Genomic DNA, 20,466 nt, shown 5'->3' with positions numbered 1-20,466 from the left:
TCCAACCTCCAGCTATATTCCCTGGGAAGTTCCGTCCCTTCTTGGATCGGCACCTCCTACTATTTCTCCATCTTCATATTTAATTCCATGGACTCCGCCCATCTTCTTGTCGTAGGGCAGCCTCTTGAAAAGCTCATGTCCCATATTTCCAAGCTTTTCAATTTCACCTGCATCCATCCTGTCTTCATAGTAGAGGATGTCGGAAGTATTCTGGTGCATCCTAGGAGAAGCAATGGCATCCTGTATATCCATATTGTGGTCTATGAGCTTGGATATAACTTGTACCACGGCATTTATTATTCTGGCACCACCCGGTGATCCCAACACAGCAAATGGTTTGCCGTCCTTGAAAATCATGGTTGGAGACATTGTGCTAAGGGGTTTCTTTCTCCTGTCGACGGAATTCACATCATATTTTCTCGTTGCGAAATCAGCCATTGTATCATTTAGAAGTATTCCTGTCCCTTCTGCCACCATACAGGCTCCGAAGAAATGGTTCACTGTCTTTGTCACGGAAACAAGGTTTCCTTCGTCATCACCTATGGAATAGTGGGTGGTCTCGTCATGTTCGTATGTCCAGGGGTCGTAGCTTGATGAATTCCTAGCCTGGTCCAGATCTATCTTTTCTGCAAGCTTCCTGGCATATTCCTTTGATCTCAGTCCCTTCAGAGGTACATCAACAAAGTTTGTATCAGCCATATACTTGGCCCTGTCTTCATATGACAGCTTGAAGGCCTCTGACATGAGGTGGAGATATTGCGAAGAATTCACCTCATAGCTTCCAATATCGAAATTTTCCAATATGTTAAGTGTTTCAATAATATGAGTTCCTCCTGAACTTGGTGGTGGAGATGATATTATGGTATATCCCCTGTATGTTCCAACAACAGGTTCCTTAAGCTCCACATAATAGTCATTCATGTCTTTTCTTGTCAACACTCCACCGTTCTTTTCCACAGTATCCACAATCGCTTCGGCGATTTCTCCCTTGTAGAAGATGTCCATGCCTTCTTTTGATATCTTCTTCATGGTATTGGCAAGGTCCTGATTTTTCAACACATCTCCAGCCTTAAAACCCTTGTCGCCATTGAGATAAATCTTTTTTGCTTCAGGACAGTCTTTCAGATACTTTGAATATGTTTCAAGCATGCCCACAGTCATGTCGGTTACAAGGACTCCTTCCTCCGCAAGTTTTATGGAAGGCTCCAGAACCTCTTCAAGGGTCATAGTTCCATACTTTTCAAGGGCATAGACCATTCCTGCAAGTTCTCCCGGAACGCTTACGGATTTTGCTCCTATGGCATTTTCCTTGTTAACAACCTTGCCTTTTTCATCAAGGTTCCACATGTCGGGAGTGGCATTTTCAGGTGCGAATTCCCTGAAATCCAAAAATACCGCATCGTCTAAATCAGCCGACTTGATAGTCATAAATCCGCCGCCGCCAAGTCCTGATGTTGCAGGTTCTGCAACGCCAATGGCAAATCCCACTGCCACGGCTGCATCTATTGCATTTCCACCCTTCTCAAGGATGCCTATTCCAATGGCAGTAGCCTGTTCCTTGCCGCTTGACACCATTGCTTTTTTTCCCGTACTTCTTCTTTTCATTTCCATGCTCATATTATTCACCCGTATCATCATTAATATCCTATGGCAACTCCGTCTCTTCTCGGATCTCCTGCACCTTCCATAATGCCGTCTTCCATATATCTTATTCCCTGGACACCGCCGAACTTCCTGTCATAGTCTCCGAACTTCTGTGTCTTGTGTCCTCTTATTTCAAGGGCTTCGATTACCTCTTTGGAAATTCTTCCTTCATACATCACTATCTCATTGGATTCATCTGTAATCCTCGGTGAGTTAATGGCATCCTTAATGCTCATGTCATGGTCTATTAGTTTTGATATAACCTGTGCAACAGCCGTTATTATCCTGTTTCCCCCGGGAGAGCCAACTACTGCAAAGGGCTTGTTGTCCTTCAGTATGATTGTAGGGCTCATGGAACTCAAAGGCTTTTTGTTGGGTCCTACAGTGTTTGCATTCCCTTCAATATGGGAAAAACATCTCATCTGGCAATTGAGCATGATGCCTGTGTCCTCAGGGATCACTCCCGAACCAAAGAATGCGCTTATGGATTTAGTGACGGATACCATATTTCCTTCCTTGTCGGCTATGGAGTAGTGGGTGGTATCCTTGGGTTCATAGTCGAAAGGATGATCATATTCATAGCTCTTTGACATGAGTTCAATCTTGTCGGCAAGCTTCTTTGCATATTCCTTGGATGTCAGTCCCGTTACAGGCACCTTTACGAAGGTTGGATCACCCATGTATTTCGCCCTGTCGGCAAAACACATCTTGAATACCTCTGACATCAAATGTATGTACTCGACTGAATTCACCTCAAATGAAGACATGTCGAAATTTTCAAGTATGTTCAGTATCTGCAGCACATGAGTTCCTCCCGAGCTTGGAAGAGGTGATGAAATCACCGTATATCCCCTGTATGTGCCGACTACAGGTTCTATCTTGTTTACCCTGTAGTTTTCCAAATCTGATAGTTTCATTTTTCCTCCGTGTTTCACGACGGAGTTCACAAGCTTCTCAGCTATTTCACCCTTGTAGAAGCCATCTTGTCCTTCCTCTGCAATCTTTCTAAGAGTATTTGCAAGAGCAGGATTCTTCAGATGCTTTTTGTTGTAATCATATTTTGTGAAGGCATTGCCTTCTTCTTCAAATTTCTCAAGCTTTATGCTGCATGTCTTGATATCGTCATCAAGGGCGTCGCTTACATCCACACCCTCTTCGGCCAGCTTGATTGCTGGCTTAACAAGTTCTTCAAGGGACATTGTTCCGTAGTTTTCACAGGCATATACAAGTCCTGCAACTTCCCCCGGAACTCCTACAGCCTTGCCGCCTTCCGACTTCTCGTTGTTTGCAACCTTGCCCTCCTCATTGATTTTCCACATGGAGGGTCTTGCTTCTTTCGGTGCAACTTCCCTGAAGTCAAGGAAAACAATCTCGCCGCTCTTTCCCATTCTTATATTCATGAATCCGCCGCCGCCTATTCCCGAAGCATTTGGTTCACATACTCCCAGGGCAAATCCTACAGCGACTGCCGCATCGACTGCATTTCCACCTTTCTTTATAATGTCTATTCCTATTTGGGTAGCTTCGAATTTTGCAGCTGCAACCATACCGTTTGCTCCCGAATCTCCCCTGTTGTCATATATTGGTTTTCCATTTTCATCCTTAAGTTTAAAGGTATCTGTTTTTCCCATCTTTCCACCTCTTATCACTGTATGATAATTTCTGCGGTTATATTATTATATGGTCTATGAATTCACAAATCTTGCTAATGACCATCTCATTCATTTCCTTTCCAAATTCAAGATTGGCAAGCCTCGCATCTCCCAGACATCCGTTTTCAGTAACTTCTCTGTAGTCCCAGAAGATTCCTCCGTCGTATGCATGACCCTTTTCCCTGTATTTGGACTCAGGTCTCCACTTGGCTTCTTCAAGCTTGTCATATCTAACATCATCAGGTGCCAGAAGCATCATCTGCGAAGTTTCAACCTCGCAGGCATGTCCCTTGAATTCCGTAAACCCATGAGCTTTGCTGAGTTCCCTTACAAGACTTCCTCCAGTTCCTATAATGAAGATATCCATATCGAATTCCCTCTTTGCCTCAGTAGCATATTCCTGTACAGGTCTCTTGTTTCCACCATGTCCCGACACGAAAAGCACCTTCTTGAAACCGTGTCTGTTGAGACTATAGCATATATCCCTAATCATCTTAATATATGTTTCAAGGGAGTATGTAATTGTTCCAGGAAACATCATATGATGATATGAAAGTCCAATCGGAAGTGTAGGACCTATAAGAACCCTTTCTCCATATCTTTCACCTACAATTTCAGCAACCGCCCTCGCCCTCAACGTATCCGTAGCGAAGGTGGTATTGGGACCATGCTGCTCTGTTGAGCCAAGAGGTACTATTACAAGCTCAATCTTGTCCTTTATCTCATCCAGTTCCGGCCATGTCATATGTTCCAGAAGTAAAGCCTTACTCATTTCACCGCCTCCTTTTATTCACCGTCTTCACTGTAAAGGTGACAAAGCACCCTATGTCCATTCCCCATATCCACTTCTCTAGGCTCCATTCTCTTGCATATGTCCATGCATTTTGGACATCTCGGATGGAATCTACATCCGGTAGGTAAATCAACCGGGTTAGGTGCTTCTCCGGTTATTTTCTTCAAACTGAATTTTAGTTCTGGATCCGGATTAGGAGCCGCTTCCAGAAGCGCTTCAGTATATGGATGATATCTTTTTTCGATTATCTCCTCAGTATTTCCCTGCTCAACAACCTTTCCAAGATACATTACTGCAGTCCTGTCACTTATATACCTTATAAGTGAAATATCGTGTGATATTATTATTCCCGCAAGGTTTCTTGTTGTTATCATGTTTCTCAAAAGCTTAAGTATTCCCGCCCTTATTGAAACGTCAAGCATTGATACAGGTTCGTCTGCAATTATGAAGTCGGGGCTCAATACAAGAGCTCTTGCTATGGCAACCCTCTGTCTTTGTCCACCACTCATTTCATGAGGAAATCTTTCCATGAACTGGTCTGCAGGCTTAAGTCCCGATTCTTCCAAAATCTTCTTTGCCATCTGGTATCGTTCTTCCTTGTTGATGCCTATGCCGTGAATTTCCAGCGGCTCCATTATTGTATCCTTGATCTTGAATCTTGGATTCAAAGACTCATAGGGATCCTGAAAAATCATCTGTGCCCTTCTTCTGAAATGTTTCATTTCCTTCTTTGTAAGATGTGAAATGTCGTTATCACCTAAAAGTATTTTTCCTCCAGTAGGAGTATGGAGTCCCAAAAGGAGCTTTGCAGTTGTAGTCTTACCACATCCGCTTTCTCCAACAACACCAAGAGTCTCTCCTTGATTGACATATATATTTATCCCGTCAACAGCCTTAAGAGTTGCAACTTCCTTAACCTTGCTGTCATCCCTTTTGACCTTGACGTTGAATTCTTTTCTCAGATTTTTAGTTTCTATCACTCTGACATTATTATCCATAAAGCATTTCTCCTATTAATTAGATTCCCATGTGCTTGGAATATCTGCCTGCTTCATCAACTCGTCCCTTTCTTCAGCCCTTGCACAGTAGAAATATCCATTTTTAACTGAAGTCTTCTTGATTTCACCTTTTCTGCATTTTCCCTGAACGAAAGGACATCTTTCTGCAAATCTGCACCCTATAATTTCCTTGGACAAGTCAGGAGGAGTTCCTTCTATGGAAATCAATTCCTTCTTATCTCCAACCAGTGACGGAAATGCATTCTTAAGACCCATTGTATATGGATGGTTAGGCCTCTTTAGAACCTGATTTACATCACCGTATTCTATGATCTTTCCACCATACATTACCGCAACCTTTGTACAGGTCTGTGCAACAACAGATATGTCGTGGGTAACCAGAATCATTGACCCGTCGTACTGATTTAGGAGCATGTTGATCCTTTCAAGAATCTGAGACTGTACTATAACGTCAAGGGCAGTTGTTGGCTCATCTGCAATTATAAGCTTCGGATCAAGGGCAAGAGACATTGCTATTATGGCTCTCTGCTTCATTCCACCGCTGTACTGATGAGGATAGTCCTGTAGCCTTCCCTTTTCAAGACCTACAAGTTCAAAAAGCTGCTCGGCCTTCTTCATTGCTTCATCTTTAGGTGTTTTATCATGCTCAATCATGGGCTCTATTATCTGCTTCCCTACCTTGTAAACGGGATTCAGGGAATTCATTGCACTTTGTGTTATGAGAGATATTTCCTTCCATCTCTTCTTTCTCATGTCTTCAACAGACAGCTTGTTAAGAACCTCGTCGTTGAAAACAACCTCTCCTTCCGTTACCTTTCCATTTGAAGGCAGAAGGTTGATTATTCCCTTTATAAGGGTACTTTTACCGCATCCACTTTCTCCAACAAGACCAAGTATGTCTCCATTGTCAATTGTCAGGGACACATCGTCTACGGCTTTCAACTTCCCATCTGAAAGCTTGTATTCTATTGATAAATTTTTCAAATCTAATAGTGCCATTTCTTATCTCTCCCTTAGTTTCGGATTTGCAATTTCTTCGAAGGCTCTTCCCATAAGGTATCCGGAAAGTACAAGTAGTGTTATTGCTATACCAGGAGGAAGAATCCACCACGGCGCCTTGAACATGGCCTGTGAAGAGTAACATGTAAAAAGTATGCGTCCCCAGCTTACCTGTATTGGGTCTCCCAGGCCAAGGAAGCTGATGCTTGATTCTGTCATAATTGCTGCAGCCATTGATGTTGATACGTATATCAATGAAATAGGTATAACATTGGGAGCAATATGCTTGTAGAGTATTCTCCTGTCGCTTGCTCCACTGAGCTTTGCAGCTTCTATGAATGTTCTGTTTTTCAGTGACAACACCTGAGAACGGATAACCCTTGAAGAGTTACGCCATGTTATGAGGACAATGGCTAGTATTACATTCTGTACTCCAGGCCCCAGAACAGATACCAGAATCAGAGCAAAGGGAAGGAATGGAAGTCCGTACATTACATCGACTATACCCATGAGTACCCTGTCTACCTTGCCGCCGAAATATCCTGCAATCAATCCTATATTAGTCCCTATAAAGGCAACACATATTGCGGATATTACTCCAACGAGAACAGCTACTCTTGATCCTATTACCATCTGTGAGAATACATCTCTTCCCATGTATGTTGTACCAAGGAGATGCTCCGATGATGGCGGCAGCAGTCTTTTTACATTACCATCCTGGAAGAACTGTATTTCCATGGGGTCATAGGGAGCGATCTGGTTCGCAAATATTGCAACGAGTATGAAAAATACGAAAATTATAAGTCCCGCTACTCCCGTTTTGTTTTTTCTGAAAAGCTTCACTAAATTTTTCATTTATATTCCTCCTAGTCCAATGAAACCCTTGGGTCAAGGTATGCATAAAGTATGTCCGCAAGAAGATTGAACATTATTGTCGCAAATCCTATGAAGAGGAATGCCCCCTGGGCCATCGGATAGTCTCTCGAACCTACTGCCAGTACTATTTCTCTTCCCATTCCAGGCCATCTGAAAACCGTCTCTGTAAGTACAGACCCGCCTATTGCCAGTCCTGCTGCAACAGCAAACATTGTAACTACGGGAAGAAGCGCCGTTCTCATCGCATGCTTCCTTCTAACTTTCTTGTCAGGTATTCCTTTTGCATATGCAAGCTCTATATAGTCTTCTTTCACTACCTCAAGCATTGATGTTCTCATCATGAGGGTGGGTGTTGCCATGGAGTAAAGAGCTGATGCAGTGGCAGGAAGGATAAGGTGCTTCAGAAAGTCAATGCTGAACACCTTGTCGAAGAAGCTTGTAAAGTTTGTTCCGCTTGTAACCATTCCTCCAAGAGGCAACCATCCAAGATTGAATGCAAATATTGACAGAAGAATCATTCCTGTCCAGAAAACCGGTGCGCATCTTACAACGAGCGCAAGTATTGTGCCTATGATATCTATCCTTGAATTTCTGTGCCAAGCGAGGAAACTCCCTACTGATATTGCAATGGAATATGCAATTATCAGCGATGTGGTAGTCAGTACAATAGTGTTAAGGAATCGTTCTCCTATTACATCAAGTACAGGTTTTCCATATGTGAATGAATTTCCAAGGTCCCCCTGGAATAATCCCTTCATGTATATGAAGTATTGCTCTGGAAGAGACTTGTCCAATCCGTAAAGTTTAAGCATGAGTTCCTGTGATTCCTGATCAAGTCCCGAATCTATGAACATACTGACAGGGTCTCCGGGTATTACCCTGAACATGAAAAATACTATTGATACAAGTATCATCAGCGTAAGAAACGCTAATACAAGTCTTTTTAAAATATACTTTGATAATCTCATATTTTCTCCAATCTACTTCAAATGTTTTGTTTGAAACCGACCGGCAGAATGGCCATCCTGCCGGTCAATGTTATAGTTTGATATTATTCAGAATACAGCATTTGAGGTGTATAGTTCTCTGGATAGTAAAGTTTTCCTTCTCCGTCCCATCTGAATCCTGCATCCTTAAGCTCCTGTCTTGCGGCTTCAAGATCGTAGTCAAGTTTTTCTACGTCAGGATTGTACCAGAATGTGTTGCTCTCAGGTACCATAGAGAAAGTCTTCAACGCTCCACCATCAAATACAACCGATATGATTTTTTGTCTAGGTATTCCCAAAGTAAGTGCCCTTCTTATTGTCACATCATCAAACGGCTCCTTTCTAAGGTTCAAGTGAAGAATATAGCTACCTTCGTCTACCAGCTCAATTATTTCAACATTTTCATTCTTTTCAACTTCTTCAATGTCTATTGGCTTCATATTGTTTGAAGTAAGGTCTATTTCTTCAGTTATAAGAGCCTGTACAAGACCAAGTTGTTGTGAAAAAGGTATTCTAAGGATACCGTCTATCTTAGGCTGCATGAAATAATCCTTGTTTGTTGTAAGCGAAAATTCCTCGTTAGGTCGCCAGTATTCGAATACGAATGGACCTGACCCTATAGGATTAGAGTTCTCCCACGTAAGTGCACCCTCCGCTCCCTTTTCCTCATATACCTGACTCCAGATATGCTCAGGGAGTATCAGACACTGCGACAATGTGTTTGAAAGGAAAGGTGCATATGTGTCTGTTAGTGTAAACAGAACTGTATTTTCTCCTGTTATTTCAACAGACTCTATGATTCTTACATGTGATGCATATGTAGGCGAATTCACTTCTTTCGCAAAATCGAATGTAAACTTGACATCTTCAACCGTAAGAGGTTCTCCATCATGGAACTTGAAGTCGTCTCTTATTGTAACTTCGATATGGGTTCCATCGATTTCATTGATATCCTCCGCAAGCCATTTAACCACGTTGCCATCAACATCAAGTCTCACAAGAGGATCGTAAATGTTCTTAAGCATGTAGATGTCCTGACCCGTCTTTGTTGCCAAAGGATTCAGAAGCTGAATATCCGTAGTCTGCCCCAGGGTAAGTATCTTGTCCTCAGTCAAAGGAGTGATGTTCATGAAGTTCCAGAAGCTGTACACTCCAAGGCCCACGCCCGGTGTGATGTTTGTGAATTTCGCCTTGTTGTAGGCATTCTTAAGCTGAAGCTTGAACATTGGAGGCTGTGGAACGTCACTTGCAAGAATGGACTGCATTTCAAAAGCTGCAGCCTTTCTGGCATCAAGGTCAAGATTTGTTGCAAATTCATCAGCAAGTGCATCATAATCAGGATTGATATATCCCGCTACATTATATCCACCTTCAGAAGCATTGACTGAATGATGCATTGAGTACAGCCAATGATACGGGTCGACTCTCTCAGGCTTTCCACCCCACTTGCAAATGAACATGTCATGCTCGTGGGCCTTCATTCCCTCGGCAGACATAGTAGCCCACTCTCTTGTTTCAAGTTCAATTTCAAATCCAAGTTTCTTCCATTCTTCCGCCATCATAAGCGCAGATTCATATCTCAATGGGTCTTTTGTCTGAGACTGAATCCAGAAGTTGATTGCAGGAACCTTGTCGGCAGGGTCCAGGTTTTCAGTTACTTCAGTATTCTCTACAAGTGCCTCAGGTTCTTTTTTAGGGCCGCATCCTACAGCCAACCCCAACATCATAACCAGCACTGTGAGCAATGCAATAATCCTACTGAATTTTTTCATTTAAACTCTCCTCTCTTTTGTTAAATATTTTTATCTGATATTTTATAGTGCAAACCTCATGCCAAAAGTAGCTCTTTAAATTGATTTTTTCCTATCCTTTATTCGGTTTAACCCTGTAACCCTTTCAGTTCCCTACATAAAAAGGCAAATCAATAAATTAAAAAGATTTATTTTTGTATTTGAAGTGTGACTATTATCTGAAATAATTTGCATCAAACAAAAATCAACTGTATTAATTGTATTTAACGTACAATTAATACAGTTGATACAGTTTTACTGATTAAGTTTTCCTACTCCAGCAGCGGTGATCTTGGTGCCACCTCTTCCTTTTCCAATTGCAACAAATCCTTTTTTCTGAAGAAGCAACAATTTATTCCTCACTTCCTGCTCACCTAGAAATATGCCCACTCTCCTTAATTCTTCAGAAAGCTGCTTTCTGCCAATCTTCATATTCCTGCTGTTTTTCTCGTAAAGAATCTTCAGAATTTCCATATCTATATCCACGTTTTCACGAATGTTTGCCCCCTCCGTCACTTCACCGACAACATCATCTTGCAGTCCCATTTCATTTCCATCAAGAAGAGATGCAAGCTTCATGCTTTCAGGCAAGTCATCCAATTTCACTATATCCTTGCCCAGGTTTATTAAGTATTCCACACAATTCCTCACTTCCCTTACATTACCTTCCCAAGAATATTCAACAAAAAACTTTTTCACTTCTTCCGACAATTCAATTTTATCACCTTTTTCGGAGGCTATCCTGTCAAATATTTCAAGAACGTCATTGCCTCTCTTGCGTAGCGGAGGCACAACCAGAGGAAGAACACTGATCCTGTAAAACAGATCCTTCCTGAATTTCCCGGCCCTGGCCTGCTTCATGAGATCTACATTGGTAGCTGCTATTATCCTTACATCTATCTTTATGATGGAATTGCTTCCAACTCTCATTATCTCCTTTTCCTGAAGAACCCTCAAAAGCCTGTTCTGAAGATGAAGTGGCATCTCCCCGATTTCATCCAGAAAAAGAGTCCCTCCATTGGCAATTTCAAAAAGACCTTTCTTTCCTCCTTTTTTAGCTCCCGTAAAAGCTCCATCGCTATATCCGAAAAGTTCACTTTCAAGAAGGGATTCAGGTATGGCGGAACAATTGACAGCAACAAACTGTTCCTTGCGCCTTCTTGAATTATTGTGGATTACATGCGCAAAAAGCTCCTTACCAGTTCCGCTTTCTCCTATTATAAGTACCGTAGAATCACTTTTTGCCATTCTAACAGCTATATCCTTCTGTTTTTTCATTTCAGCACTGGAACCAACTATGTCGTCAATATCGTATTTTGACCTGTGCCCCTTGTCCATTAGCTCCTTCTTGTACATGTGCATCTTCATTTCAGTATCCGTATATTTCTTTAGTATGACCAGCCCGTAATCATTGCTTCCAAGAGTCATCTTAGGCATTATATTACAGATTACAGGAATATCCCCTATTTTAACCACAGTCTCCATTGCATCATTTCCCATGACATCATAGTCTCCTACAGGTATGAGATCAGTGATTTTCCTTCCGGAGATATTGTGCGTTGCCTTATTAAGTATGGACTGAGCACTTGAACTGCTGCTGGTCACAATACCCATATCGTTGTATATCAACACACCCTCGTTGAGGTTTTCAAACAACACATTTATTATATTTTCAAGCATATATCTCTCATTTATAACAAATGAAATTCCGTCACCTTCGTCATCCCTGTATGAATTCCTTTCCATTAGTTTGTCAAGAAGTTCCTTCCTGTCCAGGTTGAAAAAGGATATTATTTCAAGAAAAATCTTGTTGTCTATTGTCGTATTCAGTATATCTATAACTTCTCCACCATAATCAGGAACTATGTCCGGTTCACCCTGGGTTATTATATATTCAAGTTTCTTGTACCCATCTATTCCAGGATAATACGGGTAAAGCTCAAGATCATGTCTCCCACAAGCATAGATTAGATATATACTCTCGGAAGCCATCTTAGGTCCTACATTGACAACAAGAGCCTCAGCTCCATATGGTATCCTGTTAAGCCTTTCCACTCCTTCGGGATCCATGTTTTTAAGAACCCTGAGAATCTTACTATTTTCGTCCACCAGGTGGATAATCTTTTTTATTATGGAGTTTGTGGTGATTAGTATCATTTCATAACTGCTTATTTTGCTTATTTCAGGATCATCATCTACGATATAGTCTATCTGAATTCTATCCTCAAAAAAATCTCTCAGCTCATCGCAATAGTATTTACCAATCTTGTCAGCCCTCGAAACAACCATAAGTTTTTTCATGAATTACCCTTCCTTTATATAGTCAAAACACAAACAATCCAACCATTCATTTATAATTAACCTAACAACAGTATAAATGCACACAACTCAAAAATCAAATACCTAAACTTGATAGAGTCAGCTTCGCATCACCATCCACAGCAATAAAAACGGACGCACCCGCACCTAAACGGTACGGGCACGTCCTAGAGATGATGATCAGCCTAAGGCGGGTTCTTCATTTTTTCTTGTAAAGTCAAGTTTTCCATCCTTGACATTTACAAGGATTGTATCATTCTTGCTTATGTCTCCCTTGAGCAACGCTTCAGACAGGGAGTCCTCAATCATCTTCCTTATTGTTCTCTGCAAAGGTCTTGCACCAAACACAGGATCATATCCTGTATCTGCAAGGAAGTCCCTGGCTTCTTCACTGACTTCTATTTTTATTCCAAGCTCATCCAGTCTTTTTTGAAGGCTTCCTACCATGAGAGTAACTATTTCCTTGATATTTTCCTTGTTCAATGAATGGAACACGATTATTTCATCAAGTCTGTTAAGGAATTCAGGTCTGAAAGTTTTTTTCAGCTGTTCAGTAACATTTTCCTTCATTTTCAGATAATCGCTTTTCTCCTGGTTCTCCTCCCCACCGGTTGCAAATCCAAGTGTCTTCTGCTTCTTGATTGTACTTGCACCAACATTTGATGTAAGTATTATTACCGTATTCTTGAAGTTTACGGTCCTTCCCTTGGAATCCGTCATCCTTCCATCGTCAAGCAACTGAAGAAGGATATTGAACACATCAGGATGGGCCTTTTCAATCTCGTCAAAGAGTATTACGGAATATGGCTTTCTCCTTACCTTTTCAGTCAATTGTCCACCCTCGTCGAAACCTACATATCCCGGTGGTGAACCTATAAGCTTGGATACGGAATGTTTCTCCATGTATTCGGACATGTCTATCCTTATTATGGCATCCTCGTCTCCAAACATGGCATCTGCAAGAGCCTTCGAAAGCTCTGTCTTTCCTACTCCTGTAGGTCCCAGGAATATGAACGAACCAATAGGTTTGGACGGATCCTTGAGTCCTACTCTTGCCCTTCTTATGGCTTTCGAAACGGCTTCAACAGCCTGATTCTGTCCTACCACTCTTTCATGAAGTATCTTTTCCATGTTGAGAAGTTTCTCCGATTCATCGGCGTTCATCTTTTTAACAGGTATTCCCGTCCATTGAGACACGATATCAGCAATGTCGTCATATCCGATATGGGCAGAGTCCTTATAGCTTTTCTTTCTCCAGTTCTTCCTCTTGTCCTCAAGTTCGGTTGTTAGGAATTTTTCCTTGTCTCTGAGTTCTGCAGCCTCTTCAAATTTCTGCAATTTGATGGCAGTCTGTTTTTCCTGGGTCACCTTTTCAATATTTCTCTCAAGTTCATTGAAATCAGGAGGTGCAGTAACAGATTCAATCCTCACCCTTGAGCACGATTCATCAATAAGGTCAATGGCCTTGTCGGGCAGGAACCTGTCTGAAATGTATCTGTGGGACAGTTTTGTAGCAGCATCTATTGCTTCATCTGTTATGGTGACCTTGTGATGGGCTTCATACTTATCTCTCAGACCCTTGATTATTTCAATGGTTTCCTCTATTGTTGGCTCTTCAACCATTACAGGCTGAAATCTTCTTTCAAGGGCAGCATCCTTTTCGATATGTTTCTTGTACTCGTCAATTGTTGTCGCACCGATAGCCTGGATTTCACCTCTTGAAAGGGCAGGTTTCAAAATATTGGAAGCATCTATGGCTCCCTCGGCTCCACCTGCTCCTATTACAGTATGAAGCTCGTCAAGGAACATTATCACTTGTCCGTCTTCCTTTATTTCATCCATTACCTTCTTGAGCCTTTCTTCAAATTCACCCCTGTACTTCGATCCGGCTACCATGCTGGCAAGGTCAAGGGTTACAACTATCTTGTCTTTCAGTATCTCGGGCACCGTACCTTCTTCTATCTGCTGGGCCAATCCTTCTGCTATGGCAGTCTTACCTACACCAGGCTCTCCTATGAGTACCGGATTATTCTTTGTTCTCCTGCTCAGCACCTGTATAATCCTCTGTATTTCTTCCTTTCTGCCAATTACAGGGTCCAACTTGCCCATTCTGGCCTGCTCATTCAAATCCTTGCCGTACTTCTCAAGAGTTTTTAAATTGTGGCTTTTCTTGTTTTTCACCGGTGACTTTTCCGTACCATTCTTTCTCTTGTCATTGAGTTCACCGTGAATATCGTTTCTGATCTTTTCAGGAGTCATCTTGAATTCCTTGAGAATTATAGATGCCACACCCTCGCCTTCAGCAAGTATTCCAAGAAGCATATGCTCTGTTTCTATATAGTTGAATCCATACTTAACAGAATACTTTCCTGCTACTTCAATGATGTTTTTTGTTCTGGGGCTCAATGACAAGTATGAAGGTTCACTGTTGCCCTTCCCTACTATGTTCAAAATGCTATTCTCAACATTTTGAGCAGTCAGACCATTTTTCCGAAGAACCCTTCCCGCAACTCCGCTTTGTTCAATCACCAGCCCCAAAAGAAGGTGTTCCGAGCCCAATACATTATGCTTGAATTCCTGAGCTTTCTTCTGCGCTTCTTCTACAGCCCGTTTTGTCAATTCGCTAAATTCCTTTCCTAACATAATCATCACCTCATTATTTTATTTCATCTCTAAGTATTTCTGCTCTTTTGATATCCCTTTCATTTGTATCCATTTCTTTTCTTTCTATGAACTGTATGCTTGCAGGCTGAATTTCTATGAACAGCTTGTCTAGTTCGTTTATATCGTTATTCTTGATTATTTCAGCATCTATTCCCAGTTTCACATAGGAAAGCAGTTTTGCAGCTTCTTCATGGGAAATCTTCCTTGCATTCTTCAAAATTCCATAAGCCCTGAATATTCTGTCTTCATAATTTGTTCTGTCGTTTTCAAGAAGATATTTCCTGGCCATCCTTTCCTTTTCGGAAATCTGTCCTGCAATATTTTCTATCTTCCTTATTATGGTTTCTTCCCTGTCTCCCATGGTAATCTGGTTTGATATCTGATAAAGTGATCCCATAGCCTTGGTTCCTTCACCATATACTCCCCTAACAGCCAATCCAAACTGCGCTACAGGCGATAGAACCTTATTCACCTGCCTCGTCAACTCCAGTGCAGGAAGATGTATCATAACGGATGCTCTCATTCCTGTTCCCAGATTAGTGGGACACGCAGTAAGATAACCTACTTTTTCATCATATGCATATTCCACCTTTTCTTCCAGGAGATTATCCAGTTCGTCCGCTCTTTTCCATGTATTTTCAAGGGAAAGACCCGAATCCAGAACTTGAATCCTTATATGGTCCTCTTCATTTATCATGACCGTTGCTGTTTCATCCTCCGTCATGGAAAATCCGCTTTCGTTTTTTTCGATGAGAGCCGGACTGATCACATGCTTTTCAACAAGCATGATCTTTTCAAGATATGGTATGTCACTAATTCTGAAGGAAGTGAAACCACCATTTCCCAAGGCGGCCACCACATCTTTATAGACTTCATCCATATCAACACTCGTCATCTTTGTGGGGAAATTATAGTTGGACAAGTTCCTCGCCAGTCTTACCCTGCTGCTTACCACAACATCTCTGTCCTTACCCGAATTCTTCAACCAAGATACCATCCTAATCACCCTCTGCCATTTTTTTTATTTTATCCCTGTATTCCGCCGCCTTCTCATACTCTTCGTTTTCAACAGCTTCTCTCAGTTTGAACTTAAGGTCTTCAAGTTCCTTTTTACTTTTCAACTCCTTGCCTGCCTTCAATGGGATTTTTCCCACATGGCTGTCGTGACTGTGAATATTCCTTACAAACGGCGCAACCTCCTTCTCAAAAGCACTGTAGCACCTGCTGCATCCGAACTTCCCCGTTCTTTTGAACTCTTCATAAGTCAATCCGCAATTTTCGCAAACAAGTGGTTTGCTTTTTTCAATCCCGTGAACATCAGTCAAAAATCCCGACATTATATTCTGTATTGAAAAGTTCGTATTCAAATTGGTATACTTTCTTGCACACTGCTGGCACAAATGAGCCTCGCTTCTTTTTCCGTTTACAATCTTCGTCAGATGTACGGTGGCATTGTTTTTTCCGCATTCATCGCATAACATCACATGACCTCCCTAAACCAGAATCAAAAGCATTTCCTTGAGCAGGTCGGCCCTTATTGTATTTCTGTCACCGTGAAAAATCTTCTTCAAGGATCTGTCGCTAAGAGCCCTGGTCATTATATGCTTTTCTCTTTCATTTATAATATTGTTGTCAATGAGGCTGTTGATTATACTTTCAGCTCTCGTCTTTGTAAGGCTGTCTCCTATGGAGTCCCTGATGATCTTTTCTATGTGGTCATTGCCGTCCACGTTCATCTTGTATATCCTTACATATCCTCCTCCACCTCTTCTGCTTTCAACCACATATCCTCTGTCGTTGCTGAATCTAGTCGTAAGTACATAGTTGATCTGAGAAGGAGCGCACTGGAATCTCTGGGCAAGGATATTTCTCTGGATATCTATGCTGTCCTTGTCCGCATGGGCCATGATGCCAATTATATATTCCTCGATTACATCACTCAAACTCGCCATCAAACCACCTCCATTTTCAAGATAAAATTCGACTTTGTCTGTCTTTGACTTTGACTTTCTTTGACCTTTATAATTTTATTATAGCACCTGAAAAACAAAAATCAAGTGCTAATTTTTTATTCAAGATAGCAGCTATACAAAATCCGCCGCAAACCCTTCCTGGTTCCGGCGGACACTGTTTTATCTTTACTGCATGTTTATTATTTCTACTGCTCTTTGAAGCTGTATGTCTTCATCAATGTATTCAGGTCCGTACAGTACGTCGTCATCCATTTCAAGGTAGACGTCCGGCTCTATTCCCACTCCATGTATGTTTATGTCATTTGGCGTGAAATATTCGGAAACCGTAAGCTTGAGACCCGCTCCATCGGCCAGGGGTATTATCCTCTGTACGATACCCTTCCCAAAGGTTTTTGTTCCTATGAGAACTCCCGAACCCGTATCCTTCACTGCTCCCGACAATATTTCCGAAGCACTTGCGCTTCCCTCGTTGATAAGAACCGCCAGAGGAACATCTATCTTGTCCTTGTCGGAATAGTAGTATTCCCTTTCTCCATATTTTGTCTGTGTATAGGTTATGATGGTTTCTCCAAGAAGTTCGTCTGCAATTTCAGAAACACTTGTAATAAGTCCTCCAGGATTGTATCTCAAATCAACTATAAGACCGGTAATCCCCTGGGATTCCAGATCATTCAAGGCATCCTTGAAGTCTGCATCCGTCTGCTGGTCAAAGGTTGTTATCCTTATATATCCTATGTCATCTTCAAGCATGTCGTACTTGATTGTCTTTATCTTTATGTTGTCCCTGGTTATTGTAACGTCAAAATCAAATTCAACGCCATCGTCGCCTTCCCTTGTAATGGTTATGTCGACATCAGTACCAGGCTTGCCCTTCATGACGTCCACTGCATCTGAAAGCTCGTCTCCTGCATACTTAACTCCATTGACCTTGGATATGTAGTCCCCTGTCTTGAGTCCTGCCTGATCTGCAGGTGTATCCTCAATAGGTGCAACTATGACAATCCTGTTGTCCTCCGTAACGGATACATAGACACCTATGCCGCTGTATTCTCCAGAAGTCTGCTCTATGAGATCGTTGAATTCATCCTCAGTCATATATTCAGAATATGGGTCATCAAGTATGTCAAGCATTCCCTTAAGCGCACCCTCGTAAAGCTCCCCTTCCTCAATGTCATACAAGAAGTTTTCCTCCACAAAACCTTCTATGTATTCCATCTTGTTGTACTTGTCCTTCATTGTTTCATATTCAATATATTTGTCATCGGTAATTATAACCTTGTCATAGTTTTTTATCGCAAAATAGTTGTTTGCAGCAGTAGTGACCACTATGGTTATAACAACGGCAACAAGCACCGTGAAAAAAGCTTTAGTTTTTGATATCATTAGTTTCTCCTTCTTTAAACTGTAATTATTTGTCAGCGCTGCGGAGCTGTTTTTTTGTGCTTCCAACATTATACCACAGTAATACTTAAATTTGTATTAATTCCATTTCAAAATATACTTGATTTAATGATACAAAATACTTATAATAGATATGTTGCGTGCTCCTATAGCTCAACTGGATAGAGCACCGGTCTTCGGAACCGGGTGTTGTGGGTTCGAGTCCTACTGGGAGCACCATTTTTTATGCAGTGCAACTGCCTTCTTGTTGCAAAAATTTAATTTTATGTACATACTTCTGTATCATATATATGTTAGAATTTATATATATGGATATGGAGTGATCTTATGAATAAACATTTATCAATCTGCCTGTTCATTGCATTGATACTTGCACTTACAGGCTGCACCGAGCCTGCTGATATCCCTCAGTCAGACACACCATCAAGTACAATCACATCAAAAGATACAAACCCTTCAAATGATATCTCAACAGCAAATATAGAACATACAATAAGCGAGCTTTCCTCCGAAAAATACGCGGGCAGGCTTACAGGAACGACAGGGAACAACCTTGCCGTAGATTATATTGCAGATTATTTTGCATCAACGGGAATTGAAAGTGCCGATTTTGCATCAAACTACAGACAGGACTACACCCAGACTGTATTCTTGATGAATTCCACACCCAAACTGTCACTATTGGATGAATACGGCTCAACAGCTAAGGAATATGAATTCCTTGATGACTTTACAAATGCCGTAATGGATGGAGTCAGCCTCAAGAATGAAAAGGTACTGGAAATGGTAATTGCTGATGATGCTTCCTTCTTTAAAGACAGGCAGAAAGACCTTTCAGGAAAGGCTCTTCTCATATCTTCCGAAATACGCGGCATCATTGAAAGTGATGAAATATATTCCTTCTGCAAAAACACGGGAACAGAAGGTTTGGTACTGGAAGAAACGGAATATCAGGACTATGTCTATGGACATCTCATAAGATATTCTTCACTATACAGGTATACTGGAGACAATCCCAACGGCTTCATGTTTTACCTGGTTGAACAGGATATATTCAAGGACCTGTCGGATTCAAAGGACAAAAATTTCAAAATTCATATGGAATCGGATTATGAGGCAAGGAGTTCAAATGCTTCAAATATAGCGGCAATGATACCAGGTAAAAAAACATCGACAAACCTTGTCATCAGCGCACATATGGACCATGTTGGAGACAATCTCAATGGCACCTACAATCCGGGAGCGCTGGACAACGCTTCAGGTACTGCAACAGTAATGGAGCTGGCAAGATACTTCAGCAGCATTGACCAGGAGCCTGATATAAACCTGTACTTCGTTCTTTTCAACGGAGAGGAGGAAAACCTCTACGGCTCCACTTATCTTGCAAGAAATTCGAATTTCACAAGCGATAATACAACAGTCATAAACATGGACATGGTTGGATCCAAAGAAGCATTGCCTCTTACCCTTCTCTCTTCGTATCCTCATTCGGAAAAACTGCAGGATGAGCTGGCGGACTTTGCCGACGATCTGGGCATGGAAACACAGTACTCCAACGAAGGAGCAAGCGACAACCTTCCATTTGAGATGAAGGGAATACCTTCAGTGACACTTATCCATGAGGATATGGACGGAATACACTATCCCGGAGACACCCTGGATAACATGGATGTGAACAGGACTGCGGAGATTGCAGTATTTCTTGCGGAATTCATACTAGAAACAGCTTACTAGCACAATTGAGAACAGTTTTCAAAATTTGACAAATCCCCCAAAAAGGAATATTATGTATTTTGTGGGAATTACAGAATGGAGAATACATAATGTTATATTCAAGTAAATTCAAAAAATTCATGTCCCTGGCTGTGGTTATCGCCATAGTTCTTGGACTGTTACTGCCATTAACTTCATAATAAGAGAGGTAGAAAAGTTTGGAAAGATCACTTGTATTGATTAAGCCCGATGCTGTTAAGAGCAAGAATGTTGGAAATATTATCTCAATCTACGAAAAGAACGATTTCCAGATTGAACAGATAAAAATACTCATTCCAGACGAACTGTTGTTATCCAGACATTACGAGGAACACAAGGGCAAGGATTTTTACGGAGAGTTGATTGAATTCATGAGAAGCGATAGAGTGGTAGCCATGGTTCTTTCCGGCAATAATGCCATTAAGGAAATCAGAAGGATAAACGGAAGCACCAATCCCTTTGAAGCCGAGGAAGGAACCATAAGAAAGACATACGGCACAGGATTGACCATGAATGCAGTCCATTCTTCAGCATCAAATGAAGAAGCGGAAAGAGAAATCAGCATATGGTTCCAGCAATAACATTAGACTAAAATCAT

At 41.5% G+C, this 20,466-nt stretch carries 16 protein-coding genes and 1 tRNA gene; 3 read left to right on the top strand and 14 right to left on the bottom strand.

The window, feature by feature from the left end; translation table 11 throughout:
* Positions 1-12 precede the first annotated feature (12 nt).
* The 14 genes from ggt (BUB05_RS06980) to BUB05_RS06915 form a co-directional block, all read right to left on the bottom strand.
* Entirely contained in the window at positions 13-1,617 is a 1,605-nt protein-coding gene (gene ggt, locus BUB05_RS06980) for a gamma-glutamyltransferase (RefSeq protein WP_175548525.1), read from the bottom strand.
* Between the two features lie 20 nt (positions 1,618-1,637).
* Complete coding sequence (ggt, locus tag BUB05_RS06975) at positions 1,638-3,275, bottom strand: gamma-glutamyltransferase (RefSeq protein ID WP_073048874.1); 1,638 nt, start codon at positions 3,273-3,275, stop codon at positions 1,638-1,640.
* Between the two features lie 37 nt (positions 3,276-3,312).
* A complete protein-coding gene (locus BUB05_RS06970; RefSeq protein ID WP_073048873.1) occupies positions 3,313-4,068 on the bottom strand; it encodes a creatininase family protein in 756 nt (251 codons plus the stop codon).
* A gap of 14 nt (positions 4,069-4,082) precedes the next feature.
* Complete coding sequence (locus BUB05_RS06965; RefSeq protein WP_073048872.1) at positions 4,083-5,087, bottom strand: ABC transporter ATP-binding protein; 1,005 nt, start codon at positions 5,085-5,087, stop codon at positions 4,083-4,085.
* Positions 5,088-5,102: 15 nt separating this feature from the next.
* The gene (locus tag BUB05_RS06960) at positions 5,103-6,107 is read right to left on the bottom strand and encodes an ABC transporter ATP-binding protein (protein ID WP_073048871.1); all 1,005 of its coding nucleotides are present in this window, start codon (positions 6,105-6,107) and stop codon (positions 5,103-5,105) included.
* Positions 6,108-6,110: 3 nt separating this feature from the next.
* On the bottom strand, positions 6,111-6,962 hold the full coding sequence (locus tag BUB05_RS06955) for an ABC transporter permease (RefSeq protein ID WP_073048870.1): 852 nt from the start codon (positions 6,960-6,962) through the stop codon (positions 6,111-6,113).
* 11 nt (positions 6,963-6,973) lie between these two features.
* Positions 6,974-7,951 carry an ABC transporter permease gene (locus BUB05_RS06950; RefSeq protein WP_073048869.1) on the bottom strand — a complete coding sequence of 326 codons (978 nt, stop codon included), beginning with the start codon at positions 7,949-7,951 and terminating at the stop codon, positions 6,974-6,976.
* An 83-nt stretch (positions 7,952-8,034) separates the two neighbouring features.
* Entirely contained in the window at positions 8,035-9,741 is a 1,707-nt protein-coding gene (locus BUB05_RS06945; protein WP_073048868.1) for an ABC transporter substrate-binding protein, read from the bottom strand.
* Positions 9,742-10,014: 273 nt separating this feature from the next.
* Positions 10,015-12,060 (bottom strand): sigma 54-interacting transcriptional regulator, encoded by a 2,046-nt coding sequence (locus tag BUB05_RS06940; protein WP_073048867.1) that lies wholly within the window; start codon positions 12,058-12,060, stop codon positions 10,015-10,017.
* Positions 12,061-12,258: 198 nt separating this feature from the next.
* On the bottom strand, positions 12,259-14,727 hold the full coding sequence (locus BUB05_RS06935; protein WP_073048866.1) for an ATP-dependent Clp protease ATP-binding subunit: 2,469 nt from the start codon (positions 14,725-14,727) through the stop codon (positions 12,259-12,261).
* A gap of 7 nt (positions 14,728-14,734) precedes the next feature.
* Positions 14,735-15,739, bottom strand: a complete 1,005-nt coding sequence (locus tag BUB05_RS06930; protein WP_073048865.1) for a protein arginine kinase — start codon at positions 15,737-15,739, stop codon at positions 14,735-14,737.
* 1 nt (position 15,740) lies between these two features.
* Complete coding sequence (locus tag BUB05_RS06925; protein WP_073048864.1) at positions 15,741-16,223, bottom strand: UvrB/UvrC motif-containing protein; 483 nt, start codon at positions 16,221-16,223, stop codon at positions 15,741-15,743.
* A gap of 12 nt (positions 16,224-16,235) precedes the next feature.
* Positions 16,236-16,694: a CtsR family transcriptional regulator gene (locus tag BUB05_RS06920; protein WP_073048863.1), complete on the bottom strand. Its 459-nt coding sequence runs from the start codon at positions 16,692-16,694 to the stop codon at positions 16,236-16,238.
* A 186-nt stretch (positions 16,695-16,880) separates the two neighbouring features.
* A complete protein-coding gene (locus BUB05_RS06915) occupies positions 16,881-18,098 on the bottom strand; it encodes a S41 family peptidase (protein WP_073048862.1) in 1,218 nt (405 codons plus the stop codon).
* A gap of 160 nt (positions 18,099-18,258) precedes the next feature.
* Here BUB05_RS06915 and BUB05_RS06910 point away from each other — a divergent pair.
* The 3 genes from BUB05_RS06910 (at position 18,259) to ndk (ending at position 20,449) form a co-directional block, all read left to right on the top strand.
* Positions 18,259-18,335, top strand: a tRNA-Arg gene (locus BUB05_RS06910).
* Positions 18,336-18,443: 108 nt separating this feature from the next.
* The gene (locus BUB05_RS06905; RefSeq protein ID WP_073048861.1) at positions 18,444-19,850 is read left to right on the top strand and encodes a M28 family metallopeptidase; all 1,407 of its coding nucleotides are present in this window, start codon (positions 18,444-18,446) and stop codon (positions 19,848-19,850) included.
* Between the two features lie 197 nt (positions 19,851-20,047).
* On the top strand, positions 20,048-20,449 hold the full coding sequence (ndk, locus tag BUB05_RS06900; RefSeq protein ID WP_073048860.1) for a nucleoside-diphosphate kinase: 402 nt from the start codon (positions 20,048-20,050) through the stop codon (positions 20,447-20,449).
* The last annotated feature ends 17 nt before the right edge of the window (positions 20,450-20,466 follow it).

This window comes from Dethiosulfatibacter aminovorans DSM 17477 (assembly GCF_900142005.1).
Lineage (GTDB): Bacteria > Bacillota > Clostridia > Tissierellales > Dethiosulfatibacteraceae > Dethiosulfatibacter > Dethiosulfatibacter aminovorans.
The sequence above is the reverse complement of the archived record's forward strand: the minus strand, read 5'-3'. Positions and strand labels throughout refer to the sequence as shown.